Origin of the sequence: Salinimicrobium xinjiangense DSM 19287 (assembly GCF_000423585.1) — a bacterium.
GTDB classification, from domain to species: Bacteria; Bacteroidota; Bacteroidia; order Flavobacteriales; family Flavobacteriaceae; genus Salinimicrobium; species Salinimicrobium xinjiangense.
In genome coordinates this window covers 1-17,508 of sequence record NZ_AUIG01000031.1, presented here as the reverse complement: position 1 = coordinate 17,508, position 17,508 = coordinate 1, and the positions used below count along the sequence as shown (strand labels likewise).

Here is a 17,508-nt window from a genome sequence, read left to right as displayed (position 1 = left end):
AAATAAAAAGAAGTCTTATTTTTGAGGAAAATCAAGGTATGCAGGAAAAATTAATGTCAAAAAAGAAACCGTCTTTTCCGGTTAATGAACGCTTTCATAAATACCTTGCAAAATATAATCGCAACACAAAAATTCCTGTTTTTTATGATGACCTGCTGAGGTTTTCAGGTTCTATCGTGGTCTATGATCAGCATGAAGAGGACACCTATTGGGTAAGATGTTATTATCCAGATTATGAAAGGGATGATATTGATAACAGCCTGAAACAGGTTTATACCATCCTGCATTCCGACGGAAGTGATGATTCTCTGGAATTCCTTAATGTTGATGCCATTGACTACTGTACCTTCGGAAACTCCAAACCTTTTAGGATAAAGATCCGGAACATTCTGAATGATAGTTTCACCTACTTTTATGTGAAGAAAGCAGATGCTTCCCGAATCTATGGTCTGGAGTTCGAACATATACTTTCTCCGCACAGGATCAATTTCCTGGTTTACCGTGACACGCTAATTGAAGAACATATCGCCGGCATTCCGGGTGATGTATTTATAGATGATGAATTGCCTTTATGCGATAACCGGGCAAAGACGCAAATCGCGAAACAGTTTGTAAAATTCAATGAACGCTGCACTATCCGGTTATTAGGTGATATGCGTTCTTATAACTACGTCATCATTCCTACGCACGATTTCGACCATGTGGAATACCAGATAAGAGCAATAGATTTCGATCAGCAGTGTTTTGAGGGAAATCTGAAGGTGTACCGCCCTCAGTTCTTTAAGGAGAACTATAAAATGGTACAGTTGGTTGCCGAAAAACTGCAGGAGTCTTCCATTGAGCAATATCGCAGGGAAGAACGATCCCTGTTGGCGAAAAGGATCATTAATGCCCAATCACGCTATAAGGAACTTATGCGATGTATTCTTAATGACCAGATTTCCAATGAGAATAATGTGAGGCAATTAAGGAAGGAACTTTATGAATTCTCCAATGACATGAAATTCAAAAGAGCCCGCTCTATGGGACAGATCCTGCGAACAGCTCTGGAATTTGTAAAGCGGAATTATGAGGACGTGAATATGAAAAGACTTATATAAATGAATAAGGTGTAAGGAATAAGGAATAATAAAGAAGGAGCCTCAAAAAGGTCATTTTTGAGGCTCCTTTTTGGCTTTAAACCTTGAACATTAAACTTTGAACCAGCGTTAGCGTTAGCTTTTTTGTTCCTTATTAAAGTACACCAGGTAATAGTACATCTGCTTTTCCTCATCCCAGCCTTTTTCCACAAATTTTGCAGCCGACTCAGGATTGATGAAATCCATTTTGATCTGGATGTTGGTGTCGAGGTTGATAGTGTTCTTAATTGATTTTCTGGCTGCAGTTACCGCAGTGTTTGAAATAGGAAAGCTCGTTAGATCTTCGATCTTATATTTAGGAGCTTTTTCAGTTTTATAGTTCTGGAATTCCGGAATAAGATTAGGATTGTCAATTACCGAATTTAAAAAAGCACTTTCTTCGAAATCGTCGTTCTTGGCAAAATAATCCACACTTCTGTTCATGAACATAACTTCTTCTTTCTTGTCTTCCGCAGGAAGAACCACATCTTTGGCGAAGTTCTGGCAAAACTTCAGGTATTTTTTGGTGTGGAAATTCTCATCGGCCAAAACATCAACTCCCAGGAAATTCTCCAGCCAGTATTTTGTGTCGTATTTATTGGAATCTACAGAAAGGATCTTGTAGCCTTCTTCACGATTCTTATTAAAGATGATTGCCCCTTTATCTAATTTATTGAGGTTGATTCCCTGCTGAATGATCATTTCCAGAATACTTTCCTTTTCCCTGAATTGAAGGAAATCATGCTTTAGTTCAGATTTAAAGATCCCAATGGCATTGGTCTTCTCATTGTCCAGCATCATGTTGTCAAAGTAAACAACATACACTTCCCCGCTTTTGATGTGTGGATGTGCAGATTGTTCAAAAAGGAGCGTAGTGATCTTCTTTGATTGCTCATGAATGTTCTGTGGGTTGTCAAAGATCTTGTTGGCGATCTCGTAAAGAGGATTGAATTCCACATCTACCTCATTGGCAAACTGAAAGTAATTTTCCTCCTTGTCCCGAAAAGGTTTAAGAAAATACTCCTTGATTAACGGGGTGATTTCATCATTCAGCTGGAAAGGCTGGGCAGAAAGAAAGATGTTTTCATTGCGGCTTTTGTTTCCAACTCTGTGAATAGAAAGCGACTCAATGTGAGCATTATATAGGTTGATCATATTGAAAGGGTGCGGTTAAGTTACCGGATTAATTAAAAGCGAAAAGTAGGGAAATTTGACTTAGTTCCAGTTCTCGTCGAAAGAAAGATCGTCATAATCATCCACGTCGAAATCATCGTCGAATTCTGGACCCAAATCATCTGTTTCTGCCTGGAAGTCCTTTTCAGGTGCGGTGAGTGGCAGCTGTCCGTGAACGAACATTAGATTCGGGTAATCCATTCCCGGCTCGGGTTCTGCAACTTCGGCCAGCTCCACAAGGAAGGTCCACATATTCAGGAAATCATAAACGTAAATTAATTTCGTCTGACTTTCAGAAACGACATCATCAATAGCGGTCTCATTCATCAATCTTACTGATCCTGTACCTTCGGTTATATCAAACTGAGAAATTTCTTCCCCCTGGTTCCAGTCATCATCAGAAATATAAAAAGAGGCCATTTCGGTTCCGTCAAAGCCAAAAGACTGCAGGATAGTGTTGTGCAGGTCTTCAAGGGTATCATCGGCCATGATCTCTATATCACGGAAAACATCTTCTTCGGCATCAAGTATTATTCGGAATCTGTAAAGCATAACTTCAAAAAATTGGATTGCAAAGATACATTTTTAGATGACAATTCCAGTTTATCTGCTAAATCTGTGGAGGGTAAAAGTCATTGCTGTAAGCAGGAAAAATGCCCCCACCTGGTGTGCAACTCCCAGCCATAAAGGCACCGCATAGATAAGGGTAAGCACTCCTAAAATAAATTGAAGAAACACTAATCCCACCAGCCATTGGAGTCCTCTTTGCTGCGGAAGGGTAAGCTGAAGGTTTCTTGACCTGTACCACATGTAAAGGATAATGGCTACAACCACATATGCGAGATAACGATGTACAAACTGAACTCCACTTTTTCCTTCTATGAAATTTCTCCATAGTGGCTCCTGCTCTATGTATACCGTCTCATGTACCCATTCACCTCCGGTCATTTGAGGCCAGAAATTGTGAATCCAGCCGGCGTCAAGTCCGGCGACAAAAGCGCCCCAGATGATTTGCAACATCAAAACGATCATTCCTACCCAAACAAGATTTCTGAAGCTTTTATTGATCTCTTTTTTCTTGGGATATTCCAGGTCCATTGCCACCCAAAAGCAGTAGGCAAAAGTTATAAATGCTGTGGTAAGATGTGCGGCAAGACGGTAGTGACTTACTGCAGGCATGTCAACCAAACCGCTCTTCACCATGTACCAGCCCAGAAAACCCTGAAAGCCGCCAAGGAAAAGCAGCACCAGAGATTTATAAATAGTAGGTTTGGTAAGTTGTTTGGTAATAAGGAAGTAGAGAAATGGTATGATAAATACCAGGCCTATAAGTCGGCCAATAACCCTGTGAAGCCATTCCCAGAAATAAATACCTTTAAAGTCTTCCAGGGTGAAGTGGTAATGCAACTTCTGATATTCGGGAAATTGCTTATAGAATTCAAATTCTTCGATCCATTGTTCCTCAGTCAAAGGAGGAATGGTGCCGGTAATCAGTTTGTAATCTGAAATAGATAATCCGGAATTGGTGAGGCGGGTAATTCCCCCGACCACAACCATAATAAATATTAAAAAACAGCCGGTATACAGCCAGTACACTACTTTCTTATTGTCTTTCATGGGGGTAAATGTGAAGGTGTAGCATAATTTATTGAGGAGTTAAACCAATCTCCTTTCCTTTTCGAAGCATGAATTCTCTTGCTGCCTCGTATTCATTCGGGATCACTCCCTCCAGAATAGCTTCTTTGATAGCATCTTTTATAATTCCTATCTCCCGGGATGGCTTCAGATTAAAAGTATCCATTATCTCCTCTCCGGAAACAGGAGGTTGAAAATTCCGCACATGGTCCCGTTCTTCAACTTCTTTGATCTTTTGCCGAACTACCTGGAAGTTGTTGTGGTATTTTTTATATCTGCGGGGATTCTTTGTTGTAATATCCGCCTCGCAAAGGGTCATGAGATCTTCAATGTCGTCACCCGCATCAAAGATGAGCCGTCTTACGGCCGAATCTGTAACGTCCTGGGAAAGCACAATAGGTCTGGAACTCATGTACACCAGCTTCTGAACGAATTTCATCTTTTCGTTCAGTGGCATCTTGAGGCGCTTAAAGATCTTATAGACCATTTTGGCACCAACAAATTCGTGGCCATGGAAGGTCCAGCCAATATTTTCATCAAATTTTTTGGTTGGTTCTTTTCCAATATCATGGAGCAGGGCAGCCCAGCGCAACCAAAGATCATCTGTATTTTCAGAGATATTATCAACTACTTCCAGCGTGTGCCAGAAATTGTCCTTGTGTCGCTGACCTTCAATTTCGTCTATGCCTTCCAGAGCAGTCAATTCCGGCAGGATAAGCCGAAGCATCCCGGTTTTGTGCAGAAGGCTGAATCCTACCGAAGGTTTTTTAGACAACAGGATCTTGTTTATTTCATCCACTATGCGTTCCCGGGAAATAATTTTAATCCGGTTTCTATTGCGGGTTATTGCCTGCAGGGAATCCTTTTCAATTCGGAACTCTAATTGTGAAGCAAACCTGATTGCCCTTAACATTCGCAAAGGATCGTCAGAATAGGTGATATCCGGGTCAAGCGGGGTCCTAATGAGTCCGGTGTTTAGATCCTGAAGACCGTTGAATGGATCGAGCAGGTCTCCATAAGTATCCTCATTTAAACTTAAAGCCAGGGCATTAATGGTGAAATCACGCCGGTTTTGATCGTCTTCCAGAGTTCCCTGTTCTACAGCAGGATTTCTGCTTTCTTCGGAATAACTCTCTTTCCTGGCACCAACAAATTCCACCTCCATGTCATAAGCTCGTAGCATGGCAGTGCCATAGGTTTTGAAAACCTGCACCTTAGGCTTATGGGGTAAAAGCTCAGCAACCTTTCTCGCCAGTTCAATTCCGCTGCCAACAGCCACTACATCTATGTCTTTATGATCTCCTCTTTGAAGTATATAATCCCGCACAAAGCCGCCAATGACATAGCTTTCCAGCTGCAGTTCTTCTGTCGCAAGAGAAATTACTTTAAAGATGTTATTGGTGAGGGCCTGTTTGTAGTTATTCACTTTTATTATTTCTTATTGGGTGTTTTCTTCCATGAATATGCGAATTTCTTCTGACTGAAAACCCGACTAAAGACCTCACAGGTTTTCAAAACCTGTGAGGTCTAATTTTATTTTTTATTTCCGAATCACCTTAACTTTCCCATCGTTACTTAGCTTAATAATAGCTGAAGGTTTCGGGGTTTTTATTGACTGTTGCAAATTTACCACATAGTCCACACCTTTTAAAATTTGAGGAGAGATTTGGGCGAAAGATTCAGGAGTAGGTTCCAGGCTGATATTGGCAGAGGTCGAGACCAAAGGACGTTTCAATTTCTTGAGGAGTCTTTGACAAAATTCATCCTTGGTCACCCGGATGCCGAGAGTATTATCCTTTCCTACCAGATTTTCTGCCACCCTAATAGGTTTATCATAAATAATGGTAGTAGGCTTGGCAGCATACTTCAGGATGTCGTAAGCTACTTCGGGCACTTCTTCTACAAATTGGTTGAGCATCTTAAAGTCTGAAACCAGGCAAATAAGAGCTTTTTCTTCGCTCCTCTTCTTTAGTGCGTATATTTTGTCAATGGCGTCGGCATTGGTGGCATCACAGCCAATTCCCCAAACCGTGTCTGTTGGATATAAGATTATTCCCCCTCTTTTTAGAGCAGCGTACGCATTATTTACTTCTTCAGTGATATCTACCATTTGTCGCTTTTTTATATTCTTTCAGGGTTTTTTCTGCCATAATTTTGCTTGTGAAATGTTTAAATAGCTTTTCCCTGGAAATTTTTGCAAAGTTCGGGATTACCTGCGGATTTTCAATTAAAAAGAGCAGGTTTTCGCCTATGCCTTTATGATCGTAAGCTTCGCTTAATAATCCATTTATCTTATTTTCGATGACTTCAGGAATTCCGCCTACGTTTGTACTCACCACAGGAATGTTATAGTAAAAGGATTCATAGATCACCTGCGGAATTCCCTCATTTTCGGAAGTGATAAGCATGATATCGAACTGCGGAATAAAAGCTGAAGCCTCCGGAATATAGCCGGTGAAGGAAAGATGCTTCTCCAGATTGTATTCTTTAACCATCTCTAACAATGCTGCCGTTCTTTTACTGAAATTCCCTATTTGCAGAAAATAAAAATCTTTCCGCTGTTTTACATTAACCAGCTGGTGCGCGGTTTTTATAAAGGTTTCCAGATGTTTAGCCTCAATGTGATTGCCAATATTGCCAATTAGAACTGCCTCCTTGGGAATATTATATCTATTCCTAAGTGAAAAAGGCGATTTTTCAGACTTGTTATCCAAACGTGTTCCGTGGTAGATCACTTTAAGTCGTTCATTCCGGCTAAGGGTTTTAGAGCTAATTTGTTTTGTCGCTTCTGAAACACAGAGAATGCTCCTGATCTTCGGATAATTGTATTTGAATAAGGTTCGCCGTCTTGGCCGAATAGGGAAAGAAGTTTTCTTGCTGAGGATAAAGGTCGGGAGGTCCGTAAAATGATCAGCCATTACCGCCAGCGTCAGGGCCGTGCTATCGTGAATGTGCAATAGATCAAACTGCTCTTTTTTACAGATCCTGGAGAGTTTAAGAAAGAACCGGGGATCCATTTTATTGGCAAGAGGCGCAGGGATAACCCGCACTTCTTTTTCTTTTAATCTTTCATGCAGCATCCCACCGGCGACACAAAAGACTGTATTTTCTATCTCTTCTTTCAATTCATGGCACAGGTTCTCCAGATGGTTTTCACCACCTCCCCATTTTTGCGCCGCAGAAAGATGAAGGATTTTCATTTTAAATATCTATAACAGGTAATAAATTTGAGATCTTTCTATCTTTTGCCCGTCCAGTGGGTGATTTTCCGAACAGAGTTCATATAGTAAAGCTCCTCTTCTGAAGGTGCATTTGAATCAATATACCAGGGGAGATGCCGGCATTCAAAAGGGGCACCAATCCTTAAAATTTCGTCACTTCCATCGCGCTTGCCTCTTCGTGCAAAGGGTCTGTAAAGTGCAAAGGTGGTATCAATTGGGGCAATAAATACATTTTCTTCCTTTTCTTTTAAATAGAATTTCGATTCCCAATCATAAACTTCCTGCTTCCGGTAATAATGATCTGGCAGATCATCAATTTTCAGGGAGAAACCGACTTTAAAAACTTCAGGATATTTTTTGAGAAGCTTATAAAAGACTTCCAAAAAATTATCGGGACATTCCGGCACTATGGAAAGATCTGAATCTGTATAACAATAATATCCTCTAATGAATTTATACCATAATCCACTTTTCCACAAAGCCTTGAAGCCGATATTCTTCTTTAATCTGTGAACTTTATATTCACAGGTTTCATAGAATTCCAAAAGTGGGGGATAAGCGGAGTTATTATCAATGATGTGGATGTTGTAATAACCACGGCTTTCCAGGTCTGAGATCAATTGCTTTAAGGTGGTTAACCTGTTGTAGTTGTTTATGATGATCGGAATCTTTTTAAAATCTGAGGGTTCCTTCCCCAGTGCCGATTCCAAAAAGCGCCTGAATTTATTTTTAAAAGGAGTGGCCATGATTAATCTGTTTTCCGGAATTCCCGTTCAATTATTGGTTCCCAGAAATTTTTAACCTTGGGTTTGTCTATTCCGTGACATCCAAAAGGAAGCTGATTATTATTTAATTTCAAAGCTAATTCCGGCTTTCTATCTATGGCAAAACCCACTGCTTCCTCATACCCCGGAATTTTGAATTCCGGAAAGAATTCAGGCACCTTTAAAGACCAGAAGACATCTTCAATGGAATAGATCTCATCCTGCTTTTCATCAAGCTGCTCTTTTATTTCCTGTTTCAGCTTTTCAGAAATTTCGTAAAAGGCTTTTGTTTTTCTGAGTGAAAATCCACCATTACCTACTTTATAAAAGATAGGCTCTCTTTTCTTCAGACTTTTAGATTTAAAAGGTCTTAGAAGAGAAGAGGTGAGATTTCTTGTGGCAATCCAGGGAGCACCTATATAATCATAGCCCTTTTGACACCAGGATCTCAATTCATCCCTAAAAACAAAAGCGTCAAGTTGATAGATCAGGACATAGTCGTAACCAAGAAAGCGTTTATAAAAATCAGAGGTCAGCATGAGTTTATTATAGCCCGAAATATTTTTGAAATATTCTTTGTCAAACTCCTCTGTCTTTATGAAAGAAGGCTTCTGCTTTACTTCAAGACCTTCAGGAATTGCAAATATCACCTTGTAATCCTTAAGAACCTTGAGGCATTGATTGAGAGAACGTTCTTCAAGTGCATTAAGTTCATTTTTATAACAGGGGATTACAACGGCAATGCGCATTTACTTGTTCATGATTAGGTTACAAATATAATATTAAATTTGTGGAAGAATTCCCGCTAATGAAATTAACCAGGACCAAAATGCATCAACTCCCAACTGGAAAAACAAGCTTCAAACCGGTCAACCTTATAAAGGAACTTTGGTGGGAAAACATCAAATTTGATATGGCTTTCTCTTCCCCACCAATATGCAGTACGGTTCAGGCAAAAAGTATCCGGAAGTAAAATGAAAATAGTAATCTCAGAAAATTTCCAAAACTCAAAAGAGGAGATCCTGGAACTCGTAAGGCATTTCGAAGAGGGGGGAACCCTGTTGGGACCAGGGAAACGTAACAAGATAAAGCTGTTTGAACTGCAGGGAATCACCGTTAATGTTAAGGCCTTCAAGATGCCCAATTTGATCAACCGGATTGTATATCGGTTTTTCAGGAGATCCAAGGCCGAACGTTCCTACACTTATGCGCAAAAACTCCTTGTAAAGGGTATAGGAACCCCGAGACCGATCGCTTATCTTGAAGAAACAGGTGCCACAACATTTAGAAAGAGTTATTATATCAGTGAACAATTAGGTTATGATCTCACTTACCGGGAGCTGGTGCAGCAGGCTGACTATCCCCACCACGAGGAGATACTCAGGGCATTTACCAGGTTTACTTTCAGGCTGCATGAAGAAGGGGTGGAATTTCTGGATCATTCTCCGGGCAATACCCTTATACAGCTTAACAGTGGAGATTACAGATTCTTTCTGGTTGATCTTAATCGTATGAATTTTAAAAAGCTTTCACTGGAGGAACGTATGAGAAACTTCTCCCGTCTTACTCCACGCAAGGATATGGTGAAAGTGATGGCATCTGAATATGCTAAATTAATTTCTATGCCCGAAGAACTGGTCTTTCAGAAAATGTGGGGCTATACCAGTGATTTTCAAAGAGATTTTCAGCGGAAAAAAGCACTTAAGAAAAAAGTGAAATTCTGGAAAAAATAGGTGTCAAAAATGTCATTTTCCGGACCTCTTTCTGCGAAACATCCTGTTCATTTTGCGCTTTCTCAGGAAAGGTAATTTTCTTCTTTCAGGAACCCCGTTTTCTTCAATATAATCTTTAACAGCCGCCACCATTCTTTCTGCACTGCGGCCGTCATCATAGGGATGATATTCTTCTATGACCACCTTTCGCTCGTCCCGGAATGGATCCTGTTCGAGGTTTCTTCTTACTTTTCTGGAAAGTCCGGTATATTCTGTGGCATTGTCCCAAACCTTTACTTCAGAACTGCTTTTAAATGTGATCACTGGTTTATCGAGTAACAGGAATTCATAGACCACAGAAGAGGTGTCGCTTATCATAAGATCTGCCATCAACAGGTATTTTACAATATTCGGTTCCTCTTCCAGAAGGATGTTTGGCGTATTAGCGGCAAGTTTCCGGTAATCTTCTACGACTTCAGGAGCCATGAGGTCGTGGAATTTGACCTGGATAAGGTAGTTCTCATCTTTGGCAAGATCCTTTATTTCCTTCAGTAAATGCGGGGCCGAGGTTAGGGAAGGAGAAAAAGTTGGAGCATATAAAATGAGATTTTCTGCATGATGTTCTTTTAGCAAAGCTTCTTTTTCGGCATCATACTTATTACGATCATTGGCATAAACATCGAGTTTTGGCCAGCCGGTCTCTACTACTTCAAAATTCTTATGTCTGCGTTTGGAGCGCCTGAATTTCCTGGTGAAATAAGGACCCTGGGTAAGATACAGGTCGAAATAATGCCTTATCCTGAAATGTCCTTTTTTTTCACCTGCCAGTCCGTGAAAGACCTGAACCTTTACACCCCGCAGGTAATGAGGAACTTCATTTCCGGGACAAAATATGACGTCGCTTTGCCAGGCCACCAATTCTTCCAGATCATAAGTGTAAGGCTCCTTTTCAAAGGGGAATTTCCCTCTCAGTCTTTCGGTAAGAAACCATAGATATTCCTCGTTTTGATCTTTCAGAACCTGCATGATAGGTTCTAATATTCCAAAAGCGTAAGGGTTTTGGCAAAACAAGACGAATTTCATGCTTTAAAAATTTTATTAGCTGCTTCCAGGTCTTCCTTGAAATCTACTTCCATACAGCGAAATTGAGAAATATCTACAGCTTTAACATTCATTCCCGATTCCTGAATTGCGGTTTCGATTCCCCTCTCAAAGTAGTCATTCTCACCGCATTTTTCAAGGTGCTCTATTAACAGGCCTACATCATTCTGAGATACATAATTGATGCCCACTGCTTCTCCCAGTCCATTTTCCACGGTTTTAGAAAGTTCGTGAATACTTCCATTTTTAAGACTGTATTTCACTTCTTCTTCAGCCACCCTGTTAGTGTTAACTGATACGAAGGAATTCTTTTGCCGGATTTCCTCCTTTAGAACATCCAAAATTGCAGGTTCATAGATCACATCCCCATTCAACCAAAGTACATCCTCCTTCTGATTTTTCTTTAGAGCCTTTAAAAGACTTTTTGAGGTATTTGTTGCATCAAAATACTGGTTGTAGATATAGGTAAGATCGGGAAATCGTTCCATTATGAGATCTTTCTTGAATCCTACCACTATGGAAATATCATGTACAGAAAACGCTTCAGAAAGGCTTTCTACCTGTCGTTCCATTATGCTTTTTCCGTCTTTTAAAGGGGTAAGGGGTTTGGGGAAAGGATTGCCAAGGCGGGAACCTATCCCTGCCGCAAGAATAATGATCTTCATGTATTAATTTTTTGATGCTAAAGCTTCATTCATGAAATGCTCCAGCTTTGCGAAGATAAGGTTTGGAGGCAGCAGTTCATAAAATTGTACCGGATTTTTTGCAATCTCACGTCCTGTGTGCCCTTCTAATTCCTGAAAATTGAAGTCTGCAACATGCACAGAAATATTAGTCGTACCATTCTCGTACAAGCTCCAGTTTTCCTTTTTTATTTGTGGGGAAAAAATAGCAAAAGTGGGAATATCCAAAGCCTTGGCCATATTTACTGCTCCTCCCTCATTACCCAGGAGTCCGTCACAATGAGAAGTGATGGACATAAAGTCCCGAAGAGAGGTTCCAAAAATGTCAAAAAAGACCTGTTTTTGAGTTTCAGGTTTGCAAAGGTCATACAGCTTTCCGGCTTCTTCTACCTGTTTTGGGATGTAATTGAAGAGTAACTGTGCCCCTGTTTTCTTCACTACAAAATCCAGAATTTTTGCCATATAGGGCAGGGGATATGTCTTGGCTTCTGAACTTCCCAGGATTCCGCACATAAAAAGTGGTTTTTCCAAATTGATCCCATCAGCCAGCAGGCGCTGTTTAGCTGCCCCGGTTTCTTCTGAAGTCAGATATATTTTCGGCTTGATCTCCACCGGGAATTCGGGAGAGATCGCTTTTAACAGCTGCATCCGGTTTTCAATGGCGAAACCTGCGTTAGTGTCCAAATGCTGTTTGTTTTGAAAAGTGTGGGTGTAGGCTTTTTGGGTATACCATTTATGGTAGGAACTGCGGATCCTGGCACCGGACCAGGCTGAGATGATAGCAGTATTAATTTTTGAATAGACATCGATCACGATATCATAGTGCTGCTTCTTTATTGTTTGTAAAAACCTGAAAAAATTCAGTGGCTTTTCATCCACTTTTGGATCGAAGAGTATAAATTCATCAATATAAGGATTATGGGCCACTACCGGAGCCGTGTGCCGGTGAATAAGAAAGTGCATTTGTGCAGCAGGAAATTTCTCTTTTAGAGCTTCAAAGAGTATAGAGGATGTGAGTACATCCCCTATCATTTTCTGCTGAATTACCAATATCTTCATATCCCGAAAGCCTTCCTGAAAGGAAAGGACTTTTTATTTAGATCTTTCCTAACGGATTAGATTGCCACATTGTGCTCTCTTAAAGCCTCATTTAAGGAAGTTTTCTTATTGGTACTTTCCTTTCTTTTCCCAATGATTAAAGCACATGGAACCTGGTATTCACCGGCGGGAAACTTCTTGGTGTAACTCCCGGGAATTACCACCGAACGGGCAGGAACAATGCCTTTCATTTCAACAGGTTCGTCACCAGTTACGTCAATGATCTTAGTAGAAGCCGTAAGTACAACATTGGCTCCAAGAACAGCTTCTTTTTCCACTTTTACTCCTTCCACAACTATGCTTCGGGAGCCAAGGAAAGCATTGTCCTCAATGATCACCGGTGCAGCCTGCAGGGGTTCCAAGACACCGCCAATACCTACACCACCACTAAGGTGAACATTCTTACCAATTTGAGCACAGCTACCAACGGTTGCCCAGGTATCGACCATGGTTCCTTCATCGACATATGCACCAATATTCACATAGCTTGGCATCAGAATGACTCCGCTGGAAATATAAGCGCCATGACGGGCAACTGCGTTGGGAACCACTCTGATCCCTTTTTCCTTATATCCGGTTTTCAGCGGAATTTTATCATGATATTCGAATATCCCTGCCTCGAGTGTCTCCATTTTCTGAATTGGAAAATAAAGCACCACGGCTTTCTTCACCCACTCATTGACCTGCCAGCCATCGGCTACAGGTTCGGCTACTCTTAATTTTCCGCTATCCAGAAGGTCAACCACCTCTCGAATTGCCGATGTGAATTTCTCTTCCTTTAAAAAATCCCTGTTTTCCCAGGCTTCCTCAATTAATTCTCTTAAATCCTGCATTTGTTATTCTTATTTTCTTTAATGATGAAAAAGGCAAAGTTAAATGTTGTGCTTCATTTTGAACACTAAAAGTGAATAAATAAAATAGCTTAAGCCCAGCATTTCAAGCAGCTCTTCAATTGTAGAAAGTATAAAGGCATCGGGAATGACCAGGAGGCGGGTAAGGTCGAGTTGGTAATATTCGATATACCAGCCAGTAAACATTTCTACTCCTACAGCTCCGGATAAAAATAACAGTGCAGATAAAAGAAAACTCCTGATTGTTCCCTTATCCAGGGAAAAGAGGGGTTTGAAGATGATTACCGCAATAATAATCGCTGCTATTCCGTAGGGAATAACCCAGGAGAATAAAAATATACTTGAGGTCTCAATAGTATGAGAAATTGACTTACCCATTTTTTCATGAAGACGAAGAATTTCATCTAAACCGGTAAAAAGAAAAAGAAAACTTAGGAAGAACCAAAAAGATTTATTCCGTACCACCTTTCGGCCAATGAGCAAAAGTAGAATTGAGGAGGCAAAATGCAGGATGCCCGAAAAAATAGAAGGGAGATTTTTTTCCATGTTGAAATTGGTCTTTCTAAAAAAGAAATCTTCGGGATGACCATTTTCGAAATAGAGAATTAAATAACTCGCGATGTTAAGAAGTAGAAGAAAAAATATAATCGAAAGAAGAGTTATAAAAACTTTTCCCGGTTTTATATGGAACATGCTAATAAGTATGGTAGTAATTGTAAGGTACAAAGAAAGGCAATTTTATTGATGAACTCCAGATGGATTTTTTTGTAAACCGGACAAACCTTTGTCAAATTTCAGTTTTCCGCTAATAAAACTATCTTTGCCAACACAGTATGGGAAGAATATTAGCATTAGATTACGGAACAAAACGTACAGGGATTGCAGTGACAGATGAGCTGCAGATCATAGCTTCGGGACTTACTACAGTTTCCACTAAGGAACTCATACCGTTCCTGAAAAAATATTTTTCAGAAGAAAATGTGGAGCTTGTATTGTTGGGCGAACCAAAACAAATGGACAACACTGCCTCCCAGAGTGAAGTTAATATCCAGGAATTTCTGAAAAAATTTACGGTGACCTTTCCCGAAATGAAGCTGGAACGGGTCGACGAACGATTTACTTCAAAAATGGCCTTTCAATCCATGATCGACAGCGGGCTCAAAAAAAAGCAAAGGAAGAACAAAGCCCTCGTGGACGAAATTAGCGCAACGATCATACTGCAGAGCTATCTTTATAAATGAATAAGGGATAAGGAATAAGGAATAACAGGGAGGGAAAAAGGAATAAGAATTGATGAATATGAAATGATGGAGAGAGATTTAAAAAAACGTTCAAACAGTTTTGCCCACAGCTGTGTAAAGCTTGCATTATCTCTGCCAAAGGGAGTTCTTGAGTTGCATGCGCAGAAACAATTGATAAGAGCTTCTACTTCTGTGGCTGCAAATTATCGTGCTGCGAATCTGGGGCAGACAAAAAAAGGATTCATCTCAAAATTGAGCATAGTAATTGAAGAAGCTGATGAATGCATATTCTGGATTGAATTTCTGATAGAGGAAAATATTCTTAAGAAAGTCAGTTATGAAACTGTATTGCAGGAGGCAAGAGAGTTAACCTCAATATTCATAGCTTCAAGAAAGACGGCATTAAAATCACAACTGAGGTTCAGGGAGGAAGAAGACTTATAGTCGCACGTTACAATTACATTATACATTATTCAATATACATTATACATTTTAAAAAATGGTTTTACCAATAGTCGCATACGGAGATCCGGTATTAAGAAAAAAAGCTAAAGATATTTCTGCCGATTATCCAAAATTAAAAGAACTGATAGATAACATGTGGGAGACGATGTACGGTGCTTACGGGGTGGGGCTTGCTGCGCCGCAGGTTGGTTTACCCGTTAGGATCTTTATGGTAGATACCTCTCCTTTTGCCGAAGATGAAGAGCTTTCTGAAGAGGAAAAGAAAGAGCTGGCCAGGCTCAAGAAGACCTTTATCAATGCCAGGATCCTTGAAGAAAAGGGTGATGAATGGGCATTCAATGAGGGTTGCCTTAGTATCCCGGATATTCGTGAGGATGTTTTCAGAAAACCTGAAATAACCATTGAATATTATGATGAGGATTTCAACAAGCATACTGAAGAGTACAAAGGTTTAGCGGCTCGTGTGATCCAGCATGAATACGATCACATTGAAGGAATTCTTTTCACCGATAAACTGAGCAGTCTTAAAAAAAGACTGATAAAAGGGAAGCTGGCGAACATCTCGAAAGGAAAGATCGAGGTAGAATATCGTATGAAGTTTCCTGAACTTAAAAAAGGCCGTTAATAAGTTTTGTTTTCTTGGCAGTACGTAAGATATTTGCCTTCCTAAAATTTAAAGTATGAAGTTAGATAAAGTCTTGTCCATCTCCGGAAAACCGGGATTGTATGAACTTAAAGCTCAAACCCGTGGCGGATTTGTTGCAGAATCTATGTTAGACGGAAAGAAGATCTCTGTCAATTTGCGTCACAATGTGAGTCTGCTTAGCGAGATCGCCATATATACATATACGGAAGAGGTGCCGCTGAGAGAGGTTTTCCAGAAGATCTATGATAAGGAGAACGGCGGGGAAGCCATCAGTCATAAGGAATCCAAAGCCAAACTGGAAGAATATTTCAGAGAGGTGCTTCCGGATTATGATGAAGACCGTGTTTATGCAAGCGACATCAAAAAGATCTTTCAGTGGTACAACCTGCTGGTGAGCAAAGGAATTACCGATTTCAGTAAAGCTGAAGATGCAACTCCCGAAGAAGAAACTTCAGAAGAAAAGACACCCAAAGAAACCGGCGGCGAAGAAGAATAGTCCCAAAAAATAAACAAAAAACCAACTGTTCTCAGTTGGTTTTTTGTTTCCTTAAAACCTAACTTACCTGCTTTAACTAAAGCCTATGAATTCACGAGAGGAACAGCTAAAAGCTTTCGACCGACTGCTTACCATCATGGATGAATTAAGGGAGCAATGTCCCTGGGACCGCAAGCAGACATTACAGTCCCTGCGGCATCTTACCATCGAAGAAACATATGAATTGGGAGATGCCATCCTGGACAACGATCTGCAGGAAGTTAAAAAGGAGCTGGGAGATCTTTTGCTTCACATTGTTTTCTATTCAAAAATAGGAAGTGAAACCAATGATTTTGACATAGCAGATGTTGCCAATAGTATATCGGAAAAGCTGATTAGCCGTCATCCACATATCTACAGTGACACCAAGGTTAATAATGAGGAAGACGTAAAACGCAACTGGGAACAACTCAAGCTTAAAGAAGGGAAGAAAAGTGTGCTTGAAGGTGTACCGGCTTCTTTGCCGGCATTAGTGAAAGCCAGCCGCATCCAGGATAAGGTCGCCGGTGTGGGCTTCGATTGGGAGGAGCCACAACAGGTTTTTGAAAAACTCAGGGAAGAGCTGGAAGAACTTCAGCATGAAGTGGAAGCAGATAATTCCCAGAAGATCGAGGAGGAATTCGGTGATGTGATGTTCAGTATGATCAATTATGCCCGCTTCTTAAAAGTGAATCCTGAGGATGCCCTGGAAAGGACGAATAAAAAATTCATAAAACGATTTCAATACCTGGAAGGCAAGGCTAAAGAACAAAACAAAAGCCTTAAAGACATGACGCTGGCCGAAATGGACGTTTATTGGGAGGAAGCGAAAAGAATTTAGAATTCAAAATTGAGTCACCTCTAAAAAGCCTAATTTCGAAAAGCTCTGAGAGGCTACTATTTGACGATTAAATTGTTGTTTCTTATTTGCATTATGATAAACGAGAAAATCAAACAATCTTTGATGTTTAAAAGGTGAAAAAGCACAGAAAATGCGGAGTTTTGGCCTTTACCCGGACTCCATGGACACATTTTCTCCATATTTTTGGCTATCCTCACTAGATTTATCCACATTCCGCGGGCAAAGGCCCACATCCGGTTTTTAATAAGACCACGGTATTTAGTCTTTTTATTTCTGATGTTTACCACAAACTGAAAAATAGTGGCTTCTACATTGTTTCTTCGCTGCTTTTCTTCCACAGGTATCTCTTTTATAGCTTTCCTGAGGAAGTAGCACTCTACTGCATTTCGAGTAAAGTACTTTCTTTTACCGTTTTTATTTATTC

Annotated in this window: 21 protein-coding genes; 7 read left to right on the top strand and 14 right to left on the bottom strand. The window is 40.3% G+C overall.

All coding sequences use genetic code 11. The features are described 5' to 3' along the window. Positions 1-38 precede the first annotated feature (38 nt). Entirely contained in the window at positions 39-1,100 is a 1,062-nt protein-coding gene (locus G564_RS0111705) for a hypothetical protein (protein ID WP_029037829.1), read from the top strand. Positions 1,101-1,214: 114 nt separating this feature from the next. Here G564_RS0111705 and G564_RS0111700 read toward each other — a convergent pair whose 3' ends face one another. The 8 genes from G564_RS0111700 to G564_RS0111665 all read right to left on the bottom strand — a co-directional run bounded on the left by G564_RS0111700 (position 1,215) and on the right by G564_RS0111665 (position 8,660). Continuing rightward, positions 1,215-2,273: a nucleoid-associated protein gene (locus G564_RS0111700; RefSeq protein WP_029037828.1), complete on the bottom strand. Its 1,059-nt coding sequence runs from the start codon at positions 2,271-2,273 to the stop codon at positions 1,215-1,217. A gap of 60 nt (positions 2,274-2,333) precedes the next feature. Continuing rightward, positions 2,334-2,843 (bottom strand): IS1096 element passenger TnpR family protein, encoded by a 510-nt coding sequence (locus G564_RS0111695; protein ID WP_029037827.1) that lies wholly within the window; start codon positions 2,841-2,843, stop codon positions 2,334-2,336. 51 nt (positions 2,844-2,894) lie between these two features. Further along, positions 2,895-3,908, bottom strand: coding sequence for a COX15/CtaA family protein (locus G564_RS0111690; protein WP_029037826.1), 1,014 nt, complete (start codon positions 3,906-3,908; stop codon positions 2,895-2,897). Positions 3,909-3,936: 28 nt separating this feature from the next. Then, positions 3,937-5,361 (bottom strand): CCA tRNA nucleotidyltransferase, encoded by a 1,425-nt coding sequence (locus G564_RS0111685; RefSeq protein ID WP_029037825.1) that lies wholly within the window; start codon positions 5,359-5,361, stop codon positions 3,937-3,939. A gap of 105 nt (positions 5,362-5,466) precedes the next feature. Continuing rightward, the gene (locus tag G564_RS0111680) at positions 5,467-6,036 is read right to left on the bottom strand and encodes an L-threonylcarbamoyladenylate synthase (protein WP_029037824.1); all 570 of its coding nucleotides are present in this window, start codon (positions 6,034-6,036) and stop codon (positions 5,467-5,469) included. Continuing rightward, positions 6,020-7,126 (bottom strand): glycosyltransferase family 4 protein, encoded by a 1,107-nt coding sequence (locus G564_RS0111675; protein WP_029037823.1) that lies wholly within the window; start codon positions 7,124-7,126, stop codon positions 6,020-6,022. The genes G564_RS0111680 and G564_RS0111675 overlap by 17 nt, the downstream gene beginning before the upstream one ends. A 38-nt stretch (positions 7,127-7,164) precedes the next feature. Continuing rightward, on the bottom strand, positions 7,165-7,893 hold the full coding sequence (locus G564_RS19180; protein ID WP_156879223.1) for a glycosyltransferase: 729 nt from the start codon (positions 7,891-7,893) through the stop codon (positions 7,165-7,167). 2 nt (positions 7,894-7,895) lie between these two features. After that, entirely contained in the window at positions 7,896-8,660 is a 765-nt protein-coding gene (locus G564_RS0111665) for a DUF5672 family protein (RefSeq protein WP_029037822.1), read from the bottom strand. 225 nt (positions 8,661-8,885) lie between these two features. Here G564_RS0111665 and G564_RS0111660 point away from each other — a divergent pair, with 225 nt between their 5' ends. Then, entirely contained in the window at positions 8,886-9,644 is a 759-nt protein-coding gene (locus G564_RS0111660) for a lipopolysaccharide kinase InaA family protein (protein WP_029037821.1), read from the top strand. A 12-nt stretch (positions 9,645-9,656) separates the two neighbouring features. On the opposite strand, the gene G564_RS0111655 is transcribed toward G564_RS0111660, so the two are convergent. From G564_RS0111655 to G564_RS0111635, 5 genes are read right to left on the bottom strand one after another with little or no spacing between them, the layout of a single operon-like run. Further along, positions 9,657-10,706 carry a CDP-glycerol--glycerophosphate glycerophosphotransferase gene (locus G564_RS0111655; RefSeq protein ID WP_029037820.1) on the bottom strand — a complete coding sequence of 350 codons (1,050 nt, stop codon included), beginning with the start codon at positions 10,704-10,706 and terminating at the stop codon, positions 9,657-9,659. After that, the gene (locus G564_RS0111650; protein ID WP_029037819.1) at positions 10,703-11,389 is read right to left on the bottom strand and encodes a phosphocholine cytidylyltransferase family protein; all 687 of its coding nucleotides are present in this window, start codon (positions 11,387-11,389) and stop codon (positions 10,703-10,705) included. Before G564_RS0111650 ends, G564_RS0111655 begins: the two co-directional genes overlap by 4 nt. 3 nt (positions 11,390-11,392) lie before the next feature. Continuing rightward, a complete protein-coding gene (locus G564_RS0111645) occupies positions 11,393-12,466 on the bottom strand; it encodes a glycosyltransferase family 9 protein (RefSeq protein WP_029037818.1) in 1,074 nt (357 codons plus the stop codon). 56 nt (positions 12,467-12,522) lie between these two features. Beyond that, entirely contained in the window at positions 12,523-13,338 is an 816-nt protein-coding gene (locus G564_RS0111640; protein ID WP_029037817.1) for a 2,3,4,5-tetrahydropyridine-2,6-dicarboxylate N-succinyltransferase, read from the bottom strand. Between the two features lie 39 nt (positions 13,339-13,377). Next, positions 13,378-14,082 carry a hypothetical protein gene (locus tag G564_RS0111635; protein WP_156879222.1) on the bottom strand — a complete coding sequence of 235 codons (705 nt, stop codon included), beginning with the start codon at positions 14,080-14,082 and terminating at the stop codon, positions 13,378-13,380. A gap of 107 nt (positions 14,083-14,189) precedes the next feature. On the opposite strand from G564_RS0111635, the gene ruvX reads away from it, so the two are divergent. The 5 genes from ruvX (at position 14,190) to mazG (ending at position 17,063) form a co-directional block, all read left to right on the top strand. Beyond that, positions 14,190-14,597 (top strand): Holliday junction resolvase RuvX, encoded by a 408-nt coding sequence (ruvX, locus tag G564_RS0111630; protein ID WP_029037815.1) that lies wholly within the window; start codon positions 14,190-14,192, stop codon positions 14,595-14,597. Between the two features lie 63 nt (positions 14,598-14,660). Continuing rightward, on the top strand, positions 14,661-15,041 hold the full coding sequence (locus G564_RS0111625) for a four helix bundle protein (protein WP_029037814.1): 381 nt from the start codon (positions 14,661-14,663) through the stop codon (positions 15,039-15,041). Positions 15,042-15,096: 55 nt separating this feature from the next. Continuing rightward, positions 15,097-15,687 (top strand): peptide deformylase, encoded by a 591-nt coding sequence (gene def / locus G564_RS0111620; protein ID WP_029037813.1) that lies wholly within the window; start codon positions 15,097-15,099, stop codon positions 15,685-15,687. A gap of 55 nt (positions 15,688-15,742) precedes the next feature. Further along, complete coding sequence (locus tag G564_RS0111615; protein WP_029037812.1) at positions 15,743-16,204, top strand: DUF5606 family protein; 462 nt, start codon at positions 15,743-15,745, stop codon at positions 16,202-16,204. 85 nt (positions 16,205-16,289) lie between these two features. Beyond that, the gene (gene mazG / locus G564_RS0111610; protein WP_029037811.1) at positions 16,290-17,063 is read left to right on the top strand and encodes a nucleoside triphosphate pyrophosphohydrolase; all 774 of its coding nucleotides are present in this window, start codon (positions 16,290-16,292) and stop codon (positions 17,061-17,063) included. A 56-nt stretch (positions 17,064-17,119) separates the two neighbouring features. Here mazG and G564_RS19175 read toward each other — a convergent pair. Next, the coding region (locus tag G564_RS19175) for a hypothetical protein (protein ID WP_037373928.1) at positions 17,120-17,508 on the bottom strand (389 nt) is incomplete at its 5' end.

Excerpts from the sequence above, each read along its gene's own strand:
- G564_RS0111705 (WP_029037829.1), top strand. The coding sequence starts at position 39 with ATGCAGGAAAAATTAATGTCAAAAAAGAAACCGTCTTTTCCGGTTAAT.
- G564_RS0111700 (WP_029037828.1), bottom strand. The coding sequence starts at position 2,273 with ATGATCAACCTATATAATGCTCACATTGAGTCGCTTTCTATTCACAGA.
- G564_RS0111695 (WP_029037827.1), bottom strand. The coding sequence starts at position 2,843 with ATGCTTTACAGATTCCGAATAATACTTGATGCCGAAGAAGATGTTTTC.
- G564_RS0111690 (WP_029037826.1), bottom strand. The coding sequence starts at position 3,908 with ATGAAAGACAATAAGAAAGTAGTGTACTGGCTGTATACCGGCTGTTTT.
- G564_RS0111680 (WP_029037824.1), bottom strand. The coding sequence starts at position 6,036 with ATGGTAGATATCACTGAAGAAGTAAATAATGCGTACGCTGCTCTAAAA.
- G564_RS0111675 (WP_029037823.1), bottom strand. The coding sequence starts at position 7,126 with ATGAAAATCCTTCATCTTTCTGCGGCGCAAAAATGGGGAGGTGGTGAA.
- G564_RS19180 (WP_156879223.1), bottom strand. The coding sequence starts at position 7,893 with ATGGCCACTCCTTTTAAAAATAAATTCAGGCGCTTTTTGGAATCGGCA.
- G564_RS0111665 (WP_029037822.1), bottom strand. The coding sequence starts at position 8,660 with ATGCGCATTGCCGTTGTAATCCCCTGTTATAAAAATGAACTTAATGCA.
- G564_RS0111660 (WP_029037821.1), top strand. The coding sequence starts at position 8,886 with ATGAAAATAGTAATCTCAGAAAATTTCCAAAACTCAAAAGAGGAGATC.
- G564_RS0111655 (WP_029037820.1), bottom strand. The coding sequence starts at position 10,706 with ATGAAATTCGTCTTGTTTTGCCAAAACCCTTACGCTTTTGGAATATTA.
- G564_RS0111650 (WP_029037819.1), bottom strand. The coding sequence starts at position 11,389 with ATGAAGATCATTATTCTTGCGGCAGGGATAGGTTCCCGCCTTGGCAAT.
- G564_RS0111645 (WP_029037818.1), bottom strand. The coding sequence starts at position 12,466 with ATGAAGATATTGGTAATTCAGCAGAAAATGATAGGGGATGTACTCACA.
- G564_RS0111640 (WP_029037817.1), bottom strand. The coding sequence starts at position 13,338 with ATGCAGGATTTAAGAGAATTAATTGAGGAAGCCTGGGAAAACAGGGAT.
- ruvX (WP_029037815.1), top strand. The coding sequence starts at position 14,190 with ATGGGAAGAATATTAGCATTAGATTACGGAACAAAACGTACAGGGATT.
- G564_RS0111625 (WP_029037814.1), top strand. The coding sequence starts at position 14,661 with ATGATGGAGAGAGATTTAAAAAAACGTTCAAACAGTTTTGCCCACAGC.
- def (WP_029037813.1), top strand. The coding sequence starts at position 15,097 with ATGGTTTTACCAATAGTCGCATACGGAGATCCGGTATTAAGAAAAAAA.
- G564_RS0111615 (WP_029037812.1), top strand. The coding sequence starts at position 15,743 with ATGAAGTTAGATAAAGTCTTGTCCATCTCCGGAAAACCGGGATTGTAT.
- mazG (WP_029037811.1), top strand. The coding sequence starts at position 16,290 with ATGAATTCACGAGAGGAACAGCTAAAAGCTTTCGACCGACTGCTTACC.